The organism is Massilia suwonensis (genome assembly GCF_042655665.1).
In the GTDB taxonomy this organism is placed as follows: domain Bacteria; phylum Pseudomonadota; class Gammaproteobacteria; order Burkholderiales; family Burkholderiaceae_D; genus Telluria; species Telluria suwonensis.
Genome location: NZ_JBHSMR010000013.1, coordinates 1,139,303 through 1,151,340, shown reverse-complemented (window position 1 = coordinate 1,151,340; position 12,038 = coordinate 1,139,303). Strand labels below are relative to the sequence as shown.

Genomic DNA, 12,038 nt, shown 5'->3' with positions numbered 1-12,038 from the left:
CCATTCAATTGCATACCCTGAGGAGACCAACATGCTGGACAAAGTAAAACACACGCCGAGCGCCCTGCAGCAGGACGCGCAGCGTTCGATCTATTACCCGAAGCAGGAAGGCGTGATCTTCCCGCAGATCCCGGCCTTCGCCACTTTTGAGGAAGAGCGCCGCCACCGCAAGGAACGCCTGGTCGCCGCCTGCCGCGCGTTCGCACAGCAGGGCTACGACTACGGCTTCGCCGGCCACCTGACGGTGCGCGATCCGGAGCATCCGGAGCTGTACTGGACCAATCCGATGTGCGTGCATTTCTCGCAAGTGAAGGTATCGAACCTGATCCTGGCCGACCACAAGGGCAGGGTGGTCGAGGGCGACTATGCGATCAACCGCGCCGGCTTCGTGCTGCATGCGGCCGTGCACGAGGCGCATCCGGACATCATGGCGATGTGTCACGCCCACACGGTCTACGGCACCGCCTTTGCCGCGCTCGGACGTCCGCTCGACCCGATCAGCCAGGACGCCGCCGCCTTCTTCGAGGACCACATCGTCATCAAGGACGAGGCGGGCCAGGTCGCGGTCGAGGAAAAGGCGGGCCTGTCGGTGTGCGACTGGTTCAAGGACGTCAAGGCGGCCATTCACCAGAACCACGGCCTGCTCACGGCCAGCCGCCACAGCATCGAGTCGGCCGCCTTCTGGTTCATCGCGCTCGAACGCTGCTGCCAGCAGCAGCTGCTGGTCGAGGCGACCGGCATCAAGCCGGTGATGGTGCCGCCGGACCGTTCGCGCTACAGCCGCGAGCACGTCGGCAGCGAATACATCGGCTGGCTGCATTTCCAGACCATCTGGGACCAGCTCTCCAAGACCCAACCGGACATGTTCGACTAAGGAGCACGCCCCACGCTTCACCGCATTGTTCCAGGCCGTCACAAGCGGCCATTCAGGACGCCAGACCGGGAAGCGGCAGTGGCTGCCGCGCCAACCCGGCGAGTCCGACAACCATCAGGAGACAAACAATGTTAAGCACAACTACGCTGGTCGGTGGCGCCGCCACCCGTGACGAGGCGGCTGCCGCCTATGCCAAGGTCACATGGCGGCTACTGCCCTTTCTATTCATCTGCTACGTCTTCGCCTATCTCGACCGGGTGAACGTCGGCTTCGCCAAGCTCAAGATGATGAGCGACCTCGGTTTCAGCGAAGCCGTCTACGGCCTGGGGGCCGGGGTCTTTTTCGTCGGCTACCTGCTGTTCGAGGTGCCGAGCAACCTGATCATGCTGAAGGTCGGCGCGCGCATCTGGATCGCCCGCATCATGGTCACCTGGGGCCTGATCTCCGGCGCGATGATGTTCGTGACGACGCCGACCAGCTTCTACATCCTGCGCTTCCTGCTGGGCGTGGCCGAAGCGGGCTTCATTCCGGCGATCCTGCTGTATTTGACCTACTGGTTCCCGGCCTCCAAGTGCGGCAAGGTGACCGCGCTGTTCCTGACCGGGATTCCGATGTCGGGCGTGATCGGCGGCCCGCTCTCGGGCTTCATCATGGCCAGGATGGACAACGTGCAGGGCATGGCGTCGTGGCAGTGGCTGTTCGTGCTGGAAGCGATCCCCACCGTCATCCTGGGCATCGTCGCCTACTTCTTCCTGAATGACCGCATCGCGGACGCCAAATGGCTGACCGAGCGCCAGAAGGGCATCCTCGAGCAGGAGTTGAGCAAGGACCAGCACGGCAAGCAGCATTCGCTGCGCGACGGCTTCACCAAGCCGCTGGTCTGGCTGCTGAGCGTGATCTACCTGTTCTTCACGATGGGCCTGTACGGCGTCAGCTTCTGGCTCCCTTCGATCGTCAAGGCCAGCGGTGTGTCGGATCCGCTCGACATCGGCCTGCTGACCATGATCCCCTACGCGTTCGCGACCCTGGCGATGATCCTCACCGGCCGCAGTTCGGACGCGCGCCACGAACGCCGCTGGCACCTCGCCCTGGCAGGCATCGCCGGCGCCGTGGGCCTGGCCTGGAGCGTCGCCTATGCCGACAACACGCCGGTAGCGATGCTGGCGCTGACGCTGGCGACGATGGGCATCATGACGACGATCTCGCAATTCTGGACCCTGCCGCCCGCCATCCTCAGCGGCGCGGCGGCGGCAGCCGGCATCGCGATCGCCAACTCGGTCGGCAGCGTCTCGGGCCTGATCGCGCCCTACCTGCTGGGCGTCGTGAAAACCGTCACCAGCAGTACCAACAGCGGCGTGCTGGTGCTGGCGGTATGCCTGGTGGTCGGCAGCGTGCTGGTATTTACGGTGCCGGCCAAGCTCGTCAACCGCAAGTAGCGTGCGCCGCCCGGCGCAGGCATGCAGGTACCCTTGAGGATCACCATTGAGGAGAGACCATGGATACGACCCGCTTCCAGGACTGTATCGACGCCTGCAACGCCTGCGCCGCCGCTTGCGATCACTGCGCGGCTTCCTGCCTGCAGGAAGACGACGTCAAGATGATGGCCGGCTGCATTGCGCTGGATATGGATTGTTCCCAGCTGTGCCGCCTGGCGGCCGGCTACATGGCGCGCGGCAGCCGCTTCGCGCGTGAGCTGTGCCGTTTGTGCGCCGAAGTCTGCGCGGCTTGTGCGGAGGAGTGCGGCAAGCACGATGCCGACCATTGCCAGCAGTGCGCCGCCGCTTGCCGGCGCTGCGCCGAGGCCTGCCGCGCGATGGCTGCCTGAATCTGCACGTAGGGTGGAGTCCTGACTCCACGCGTTCGCTCCGTTTGTTCAGGGGTATCGCCAAGCTTGGACTTCGTTCGTGAGGTGAGGCGCCGGTGTGCGCGCGGTGAAAACGCGTGGAGTCAGGACTCCACCCTACAGGTACGAGGGCGCGACCCCGATCAATTCGCGCCGACGGCCAGCGGCTCGTCGCCCGCCTCGCGGCGGGTGACGTGCAGGATCGACATGTCGAAGTGATAGGACATGGCCGACACCGCGCCCATCGCATCGCCGGCGCAGATGCGGTCGACCACGGCTTCGTGGGCGTCGATCACGCGAATCAGCTCGCTCTCGCTGCGGCGGTCGTCGAAGTGGATGGCCGAGGAAGCTTCCACCGGCGTGCGCAGAGCCGCCAACAGGATGCTGTTGAGGGGATTGCCGCTCGCTTCCGCGATCACCGTGTGGATCGCGGTGTCGCAGGCCACGCGCCGCGCGTGGTCGGAACCGGCCGAGCGCATCTGCGCCACCAGCTCGCGCAGGGTCTTGCGCTGTTCCGGCGTGGCGTAGCGCGCGGCCAGCTGGGCGGTCTGCAATTCGATCGCGCGCCGGGTCTCGATCACGTGGGCCACGCTGACCTGGGAGGTCATCAGCGCATAGTCGAACACCTGCGCCAGCACGTGCGGGTCGATGGCTTTCAGGCGCGGCTTGCGTCCGCCCTCGATCTCGAGGATGCCGAGCGCCGCCAGCGTGCGGTAGGCTTCGCGCACGCTGCCGCGGCTGACCTTCAGCTCCAGGCCGATCTGCACTTCGCTCGGCACCGTGTCGCCCGGCCGCAGCTGGCGGTCGTTGACGAGGGCGAGCAGGTGGCGCGCCACCTGGGCCGACAGGGTGGGACGTTCGAGCGAAGGGAGCGGGGCGATCTGGTTCATCGGGTCAGCCTAAGTTTTATGTCGGCGACTGTCAAGCCGGCGTGTCCCCGTACACGCGGCCGATCCGACGCGAGAGCAGCCAGAAGAACAGGCCCGTGAACAGGTTGATCAGCGCGACGATGGTCATCGACAGGCGCAGGCCGCCGACGTCGCCGCCGGTCTGCAGCATGTCGCTGAGCACGCCCACGCAAAGCGGTCCCATGCCCTGGCCGATCACCACGCCGACGACGCCGATGATGGCGACTGCAGTGGCGCGCGCCTGCGGTGCCACCAGGTCTTGCACGGTGCCGAACACCGGACCGGCCAGGGTGCCGGCGACGCCGAAGGCGACGAACAGCAGGGCCATGGCGACGATCGGATTCGGCACGTAGAAGCTGCCGATCAGCGGGATCAGCACGCCCCAGCTCACCCAGGCCGAGTAGCGCGCGCCCCAGGTGCGCGAACCCTTGGCATAGCGCACGGTGAGCTGGCCGCCGACCAGGGCGCCGATGCCGCTGGCCAGGCCGATGCCCAGGCCCAGCCCGAGGCCGATCGCCATCGGCGTCATCTTGAAGGCGCGCTCGAAATAGCTGGGCAGCCAGGCCGCCACCGCGCCCGCCAGGCCGACGAAGGCAAAGGCGAATACCAGCATGAAGAAGCAGCGCAGGTCGCCCAGCTGGGTCCAGATGCTCTTGCCGAGCGTGCTTGGCGGCGGCTGGTCCACGCGCAGCGGCTCGCGCACGGTGAAGTGGAAGATCAGGGCCATGATCATGCCGGCCACGCCCAGCCAGATGAAGCCGAGGCGCCAGCCCACGGTCTGCACCAGGATGCCGCCGCCGAGCATTCCGCCCAGCATGCCGAGGTAGACGCCCGAGAAATGCGCCGCATAGGCGCGGCCGCGCAGGGCGCGCGGGTAGTAGTCGCCCAGCATCGAGTGGGTGGCCGGCACGCAGCCGGCTTCGCCCACGCCCACGCCGATGCGCGCCGCCAGCAGGAACATGAAGCTGGTCGCCATCCCGGACACGCCCGTCATCAGCGTCCAGACGGCGAAGCTGAGGAAGATGATCCACTTGCGGTTGCCGCGGTCGGCCATGCGCGCCAGCGGCACCGAGACCAGGCCGCCCAGCAGGGAAAAGGCCAGGCCCGTCATCAGGCCGAGCTGGGTATCGGTCAGCAGGAATTCCTTCTTGATCGGCTCCATGAACATGGAGATGACCACTTTGTCGACCGAGCACATGAAGCCGACTACGGCGAGCGCCACCAGCACGTAGGTGCGGTAGGCGTTGCTGATCGGTTTCTCGGCCGGGATCGCGGGCGTCGCCGGCAGGGTGCCGGGTTCAAAGGTATTCGTCATTGGTTTCATGCCGCGACCTCGGTGTTGTGTGTGTCGAAGCCGGCCGCCACCCACGCGTCCGCTTCGGTATTCATGAATCGGCGCAGGTCCTCGGCCCACAGCGCCGCATCGGCGCCGGAAGCGAAGTGGCCCTTTTCGCTGTCGAGTTCGACGTACGAAAAGCCGTCGGTGCCGGGCAGCTGCGCCACTTGCCGCGCCAGCGCCGGCGAAAACACTTCGTCGGTGCGCGAGAGGACGTACAGCACCGGCGCGCGAATCGTGTCGAGCTGGGCGCGCACGTCGAAGGCTTCGGCCGCGCGCATCAGCACCACCAGCGACATCGGATCGAACTCCGCCGCCCACTCGCGCGCCAGCAGCGCCACCTCGACCGCGCGCGCGGCCGGGTCGGGAATGCGCGGCGCCAGTTCGGCGTCGACGCCGTAGCGCGTCAGGGTCGCCGTGCGCATCGCGGTCAGCTTGGCGAACATGGCCTGGCGCTCGCCCGCGCACCAGGCCGGCCAGCCCGGATCGGCGGACAGGTCGGCCAGGACCGCGTCCGCCATGCCCGGCGCGCCTGGATGCCAGGGTGCGCCGACGGCGGCCACGACGCGCTCGACCATCTCCGGGTACTGCACCGCCCACTGGAAGGACTGGTAGGCGCCGAAGGAGGGGCCGGTCACGGCGGCGAGCTTCCTCACGCCGAGGGCGTCGAGCAGCGCCTTCTGCGCCGCCACGATGTCGGCCACCGTCAGGTCCGGGAATGCCGTGCCGTAGCGCGCGCCGGTGCCTGGGTCGATGCTGCCCGGCCCGGTCGAGCCGTAGCTCGATCCGATCATGTTCGGGCAGACGACGAAGTGGCGATCCGTGTCGATCGGCTTGCCCGGACCGACCAGTTCCGCCCACGAGCCTTCGGCGACGTTGGCGCCGGATTCGAGCATCGTGGGGCCGGTGGTATAGCCGTGCAGGACCAGCACCGCGTTGCTGCCGTCCGCGTTCAGCCGGCCCATGCTGCGGTAGGCGGTTGTCGGCTCAGCCAGCACCTTGCCGCTGGCAAGGCGCAGGTCCGGGCCCGTAAAGGTATGAAGCTCACTCATGGCTGCCTCGATCAGAAGCGGTAGCTCAGGTCGGCGCCGATGGTGCGCGGCGCGATCACGCCGGCGCCGAAGGGACTGCCCGCCGGCGTCAGGCTTTGCGACTTGAGGAAGGTGATGCCGTCGCTGTTGTTCAGGTTCTTGGCGTAGACCGCGAGGCGCCAGTTGGCGTTCTCGATGCCGCCCGACAGGTTCAGCGTCGTGTAGGCCGGCACGTCGCGCACGGCGCGCTCGCTGAAGTCGGAGCGGCGCTCGCCCGTGTGGTTGACCGTGCCGCCGGCGTAGGCGGCCCAGCCCGAACCCACCGACCAGCGGTAGTTGGCGCCGATCGAGGCGGTCAGCTTCGGCACGAAGGGCAGGCGGTCGCCATCGAGGCCGCCGGCGGCCGGCGCGTCTTCGCTCAGGGTGGCGTCGGTGTAGCCGAGCGCGCCGCGCAGCGACAGGCCGGCCAGCGGGAAGTAGGACAGCGCCAGTTCCGCGCCGCGGCTGGTGGCCGCGCCGCCGTTGACGATGAAGTTGAAGCCGGCGGCGCTGGTCTGGATCTGGATGTCCTTCCACTTGGTCGCGAACAGGGCCGCTTCCAGCGAGACGCGGCCGCCGTCCATCATCGACTTGTAGCCCAGCTCATAGCTGGTGAGCGTATCGGGTGCGAAGGTGAAGGGCGCGTTGGTCAGGCCGGTCGGCGGCACGGCGTTCGGGCCGCCCGGACGGAAGCCGGTCGCGACGCGCGCATACAGCGCGTCGTTCTCGGACGGCTTGTAGCGGGCGCTGGCCAGATAAGTGGTCTTGCGCTCGGTGGAGCCGGCGTTGATCAGCACCGGCGCCGGGCCGACCAGCAGGCCGCTGTAGTCCTGGGCATAGACCTGGTCGTCCTTGCCGTGGCGGATGCCGGCCATCAGGTCGACCTGCGGCGTGAGCGCATAGGTGGCGTTGGCGAAGACCGAGTATTCCTTGTAGCTGGTGTCGATCGAGGCCTTCACGATGGACGGGAGCAGGTAGGCCGCGCCGGTGGTGGTCGAGAAGGTCGAGAAGCCGGGGATGCGATTGGTGTTGTCTTCCTTGGTGTAGTAGACGCCGGCTTCGTAATCGAGCTTGTCGTCCAGGGCTTTCGAGCGCAGGCGCAGTTCCTGCGACACGCGGTGGGTGCTCGTGCCCTGGGCATAGCCGATGCCGAGGTCCGGAATGCGGAAGGCGGCCCCGAGCGCGACGCCGTAGCCGAAGCTGCCGTCCAGGCCCTGCGAGGCGTCGACGTCCTGTACCGTGGTCGAGGACACCAGGTCGAAGTTGCCGAGGCGGCCGTTGAGGGTGAGGTTGACGACGTCGAGCTCGGCCGAGGACAGCTCTTCGGTGAAGCGGCGCTGTTTCAGCTCGCCGTAGAGCGGCGCCAGCGTGACCGGGTCGACGTCGACCAGGCCGTTGCCCTGCGACTCGACCTTCTGGGTCAGCGCAAAGGCGGACAGCTTCCAGTCCGGGTTGATCATCCAGTTGAAGGCGATGCGGCCGCCCTTGACCTTGGCTTCGTTGACGTCTTCGCGGCCGCTTGTGCGGTCGATGTAGCCGGCGTCTGTGCGGCTGAAGGCCGACACGCGCAGCGCCATGTTCTGGTCGCCGAAGGGGACGTTGAGCGACGCGCGCGCGGTCTTGCCGTTGCCGCCGTCAGTGACGCTGTTGCCGCCCAGGGTGATGCTGCCGCGCAGTTTGCGGTAGTCCGGTGCGGAGGTCACGTAGCGCACCAGGCCGCCCATGGCGCCGGCGCCGTACAGGGTGCCCTGCGGACCCTTGAGCACTTCGACGCGCTGCAGGTCGGCCGGGTCGATGTCGGGCGTGACGGCGCTGCCGGCCGCGTAGGCGTTGACGGAGCCGATCGGCGCTTCGTCGATGTAGAAGGCGGTGGTCGACGCCGACTGGTTCACGCCGGTCGTGATGCCGCGCAGGGCCACCTGGGTGAAGCCCTGGCGGAAGGAGGACAGGGACATGCCCGGCACCTGCGCCACGTAGTCTTCCAGGCGCACCTTGCCGTCGCGCGTGAGCTGCTCGGTATTGACCGAGGTGACCGAGGCCGGCACGTCGAGCGCCGCCTGCTCGCGCTTTTGCGCGGTGACGATGACTTTCTCGATGCGTTCTTCGGTGTTGGCCTGCTGGGCCTCGGCCTGCGCCGAAAGCGAGGCGAAGGCGCACAGGAGCGAGGCGGCGGTGGCGGTGGCGGTACGGGCGAAGCGAGGTGCGTGGTACATATGTGTCTCCAAGTTTTTATGGATTTTGTGTTTTATTGTGTACTGCGGGTGCTGCGGTTTTTTTAGCTGAAAATCTTCCCTGGGTTCAGAATCCCTTTCGGGTCCCAGGCCTGTTTGATCGCATGCATCAGGTCGACGACCTCGCTGCCGTATTCGAGCAGCAGCTTGGACTTCTTGCCCATGCCGATGCCATGTTCGCCGGTGCAGGTGCCGCCGACCGACAGCGCGTGCTCGATCATCGAGGCATACACGCGGTCGACCGCCGCGTGTTCTTCCGGCTGGTCCGGCATCGGCATGAACAGCACGTGGAAGTTGCCGTCGCCGACGTGGCCGAGGATCGGTGCGACCAGGCCTTCGGCGTCGATCAGGGCGCGCGCCTGGGCGACGCTGCCTGCCAGCGCCGACATCGGTACGCAGATGTCGGCCACCACGCTCACGCAGCCCGGACGCAGGGCGAGCGCTGCAAAGTAAGCCAGGTGGCGCGCATGCCACAGGCGCGAGCGGTCTTCGGGGCGGGTCGCCCATTCGAAATTGGTGCCGCCATGGCCGGCCGTGACTTCCTGGGCCAGCTCGGCCTGTTCCTTCACCGCCAGCGGCGTGCCGTGGAATTCGAGGAAGAGGGTGGGCAGCTCGGCCAGGCCCAGTTGCGAGTGCAGATTACAGGCGCGCACTTGCGTCTCGTCGAGGAATTCGATGCGTGCGAAAGGCACGCCCGACATCGACAGCTCGGTCACCGCATCGACGGCTGCTTCCAGGGTCGGGAAGGCGCAGCTGGCGGCCGCCACTTCGGTCGGCAGCGGGTGCAGGCGCAGCGTGATCTCGGTGATGACGCCGAGCGTGCCTTCGGAACCCGTCATCAGGTGCACCAGGTCGTAGCCGGCCGAGGACTTGCGGGCACGCGTGCCGAGTTTGACCAGACGGCCATCGGCCAGCGCCACTTCCAGCGCCTCGACGTTGTGCGCCATCGATCCGTAGCGCAGGGTGGTGGTGCCGGACGCGCGGGTCGAGACCATGCCGCCGATGGTGGCGTTGGCGCCCGGATCGACCGGGAAGAACAGGCCGGTGCCTTTCAAATGACCGTTCAGCGCCTCGCGCGTGATGCCCGGCTGGACGATGCAGTCGCTGTCTTCCGGATTGATCGCAATGACCGCGTCCATGCGCGACATGTCGATGCAGACGCCGCCGTGCGGCGCGCTGACGTGGCCCTCGAGCGAGCTGCCGGCGCCGAACGCGATCACCGGCACGCGGTGTTCGTTGCACAGGGCAAGGATGGCGCAGACTTCCTGCTTGTCGAGCGGCCAGACGACGACGTCGGGTGCCAAGCTGGTGGCCAGGCCTTCGCCGCGCGCATGCTGCTCGCGGACGGCGCGGGCCAGGCTGACGCGGTCTTTCAATAAGTCCTGCAGGGGAGCGATCACGGCCTCGACGGGGCCGAAGCTGGAAAGGGGATGTCTCGAAGTCATTTTAATTATCCTTGTTGGCAAGGTGTCTCAGTGCGTCCGAGAATACGCCCGGCTTTTTAACCTGTCAAACATGTTGTATAGGATCTGTGGCGGGAATGGCCTATCTGTCCGGGTATCGCCGCAACGAGCATAGACCTGTATGATATGTTTACACGATAAAAATGGAGACATCGATGGACCAGCCAGCCGTCATCCTGATCCACGGCGCCACGCTCAACGGCCGCTCGTGGGATCCCGTCCGCCGCCTGATCGACCCGCGCCTGCGCGTGCTCGCGCCCGACCTGCCGGGCCACGGCGCGCGCCAGCACGAGACTTATACGCTCGAGGGCGGCGTCGAGACCGTGCTGGCCGCGGCCCGTACGCTGGGCGACGCGCCCTTCATCCTGGCCGGCGATTCGCTCGGCAGCTACACCGCACAAGCCGCCGCCGCGCGCCTGCCGCAGGATCGTTTGATGGGACTGGTGCTGGGCGGCGCCAGCCACGAGTTCCGGGGCGCGCCGACTTATGCCTACCGCGCCAAGGCGCTGATGTTCCGGGTGCTGATTGCCTTGATGGGCGAACGCAAGCTCGTCGAGGGCAAGATCCCGGGCGTGCTGAGCGAGGTGGGAATGAATGGCGAGGATGCCGGCGCGACGCTGGCGGCGGGCGTCAGCCTGAAGGCCTTCCCGCAGGCCGTGCGCGCTCTGACCGGCCAGGACTTTCGCGGCATGCTGGCGCAGATTACGCAGCCGACGCTGTTCATCAACGGGGATATCGACAAGCCGCATGTGCGCGGCGAAGCGGATTACGTTGCCGCCGCCCGCAATGCCCGGATCGAACGGTTTGCGGACTGCCCCCACGGCGTCAGCCTGCACCGCGCGCGCGACTATGCACGCCTGCTGAATGGCTTCGCGGAGCAGGTCCTGCCGCTGGCGGAGCGGCGGCAGGAAGCTTCCTGAGGGCGCCTACGTAAAACTCAGGCCGCCGCAGCCTGGCGCCCCTGGAGTTCCTTGTTGACTTGCGTGACCAGGAACGCGGCCACGAGGGTGGTGCCGACGACCACGTAGCCGACGTGCGGAAAGCCTTGCAGCTTGCCGTTTGCACCGGTGCTGACGAGGTGACCGGCGATGATGGCGGCCAGGCCCCCGGACAATTGCTGCAGCGACGCGCTGATTGCATTGAACGAGCCGCGCATATGCTGCTCGGGAACCGATGCCGCCAGGGCCTGGTACGGAATCATGCGCGAGAAAATGCCGAGGAACATGACAACATTCACGGCGATCACGACCGGCAAGGGTACAGGCGGCAGGTGCGTGTAGGTCAGCACCATGACGATCGTCACCGCGGTGCCGAAATAAAACACAGGCATCTTGCCGAATCTGTCGGCCAGTTTGCCGATCAGCGGACCCACGAAAATCGTGCACAGCCCCGTGATCAGATAAATCGTCGGCAGGCGGTCCAGGCCAATGCCAAGGTTGTTGACGGTGAACACGCTACTGAATGGCATGAGCATGAAGCCGCCGGTGGCGAGCAGGCACGTGGTGGCCAGCGCAGGCAGGTGGCGCCGATCGGTCACGGTGGCGACCAGGTGCTGCAATGCGTTCGAGCGCGACTGCCCTTCCAGGTGAGCGTCAACCGGCTGGAGGCGCCAGGCGAGCACGACGCCGCCAATGGCGCCGATGCCGACGATGAGGAAAAACGGTGCATGCCAGCTGAAATGGTTCGACAAATACAGCGCGACCGGGATGCCCATCACCTGGCTTGCGGCGAACGCGGTCTGGATGATGCCCATCACGCGGCCGCGCAGATTCGGCGCAAACAGGTCGGTCGCAATGGCCAGCAACACGGAGCCGATCACGCCGCCGAAGAGGCCGGTGACGATGCGCGCCGCCAGCATCGCTTCGAATGAGCGCGCCAGGCCGCACCACAGCGTGCCGCATAGAAAACCGGCATAGAAGAACAACAGCAGCTTCTTGCGGTCGAAGCGGTCGGCAAAGCCTGCCGCCAGCAAGCCGGACAGGCCGGCACTGAACGCATACGCCGACACCACGATGCCGAAGCGTGCCGGCGAAATGCCGAGCGACGGCATGATCACGGCGCCGAGCGGCGACATCACCATGAAGTCGAGGATGACGGCGAACTGCAGAAAGGCGAGCAGGCCGGCCACGAACTTCTGGTAGCCGGTGAACGGGACGGTGGCGGTGTTAGCGGTTTTCTTGTCGAGGGCGAGCATGAAGTTCCTGGTTGACGTGAGCGGCCCCTGCGCGCGACGACACGGGGCTATACCGCAATATACTGAAATTCGGCTTTTTGCTCATTTGCTGGCGTACGTTGGCGGCCAAAGAACAGATT

Annotated in this window: 10 protein-coding genes; 4 read left to right on the top strand and 6 right to left on the bottom strand. The window is 66.6% G+C overall.

Annotated elements, in window-relative coordinates:
* Positions 1–31: 31 nt before the first annotated feature.
* The 3 genes from ACFPQ5_RS13120 (at position 32) to ACFPQ5_RS13110 (ending at position 2,699) form a co-directional block, all read left to right on the top strand.
* Positions 32–874 (top strand): class II aldolase/adducin family protein, encoded by an 843-nt coding sequence (locus ACFPQ5_RS13120; RefSeq protein WP_379756110.1) that lies wholly within the window; start codon positions 32–34, stop codon positions 872–874.
* 128 nt (positions 875–1,002) lie between these two features.
* Entirely contained in the window at positions 1,003–2,310 is a 1,308-nt protein-coding gene (locus ACFPQ5_RS13115) for an MFS transporter (RefSeq protein ID WP_379756107.1), read from the top strand.
* Positions 2,311–2,369: 59 nt separating this feature from the next.
* Positions 2,370–2,699: a four-helix bundle copper-binding protein gene (locus ACFPQ5_RS13110; RefSeq protein ID WP_379756104.1), complete on the top strand. Its 330-nt coding sequence runs from the start codon at positions 2,370–2,372 to the stop codon at positions 2,697–2,699.
* A gap of 161 nt (positions 2,700–2,860) precedes the next feature.
* On the opposite strand, the gene ACFPQ5_RS13105 is transcribed toward ACFPQ5_RS13110, so the two are convergent.
* The 5 genes from ACFPQ5_RS13105 to ACFPQ5_RS13085 all read right to left on the bottom strand — a co-directional run bounded on the left by ACFPQ5_RS13105 (position 2,861) and on the right by ACFPQ5_RS13085 (position 9,707).
* Positions 2,861–3,607, bottom strand: a complete 747-nt coding sequence (locus tag ACFPQ5_RS13105; protein WP_379756101.1) for a FadR/GntR family transcriptional regulator — start codon at positions 3,605–3,607, stop codon at positions 2,861–2,863.
* A 31-nt stretch (positions 3,608–3,638) separates the two neighbouring features.
* On the bottom strand, positions 3,639–4,940 hold the full coding sequence (locus ACFPQ5_RS13100) for an MFS transporter (protein WP_379756098.1): 1,302 nt from the start codon (positions 4,938–4,940) through the stop codon (positions 3,639–3,641).
* Between the two features lie 5 nt (positions 4,941–4,945).
* Positions 4,946–6,013: an alpha/beta fold hydrolase gene (locus ACFPQ5_RS13095; RefSeq protein WP_379756095.1), complete on the bottom strand. Its 1,068-nt coding sequence runs from the start codon at positions 6,011–6,013 to the stop codon at positions 4,946–4,948.
* A gap of 11 nt (positions 6,014–6,024) precedes the next feature.
* A complete protein-coding gene (locus tag ACFPQ5_RS13090) occupies positions 6,025–8,244 on the bottom strand; it encodes a TonB-dependent receptor (protein ID WP_379756092.1) in 2,220 nt (739 codons plus the stop codon).
* Positions 8,245–8,306: 62 nt separating this feature from the next.
* On the bottom strand, positions 8,307–9,707 hold the full coding sequence (locus ACFPQ5_RS13085; protein WP_379756089.1) for an FAD-binding oxidoreductase: 1,401 nt from the start codon (positions 9,705–9,707) through the stop codon (positions 8,307–8,309).
* Positions 9,708–9,880: 173 nt separating this feature from the next.
* Here ACFPQ5_RS13085 and ACFPQ5_RS13080 point away from each other — a divergent pair, with 173 nt between their 5' ends.
* Positions 9,881–10,645, top strand: a complete 765-nt coding sequence (locus tag ACFPQ5_RS13080) for an alpha/beta fold hydrolase (RefSeq protein ID WP_379756086.1) — start codon at positions 9,881–9,883, stop codon at positions 10,643–10,645.
* 17 nt (positions 10,646–10,662) lie between these two features.
* Here the strand turns inward: ACFPQ5_RS13080 and ACFPQ5_RS13075 are convergent, their stop codons facing one another.
* A complete protein-coding gene (locus ACFPQ5_RS13075) occupies positions 10,663–11,919 on the bottom strand; it encodes an MFS transporter (protein ID WP_379756083.1) in 1,257 nt (418 codons plus the stop codon).
* Between the last annotated feature and the right edge of the window lie 119 nt (positions 11,920–12,038).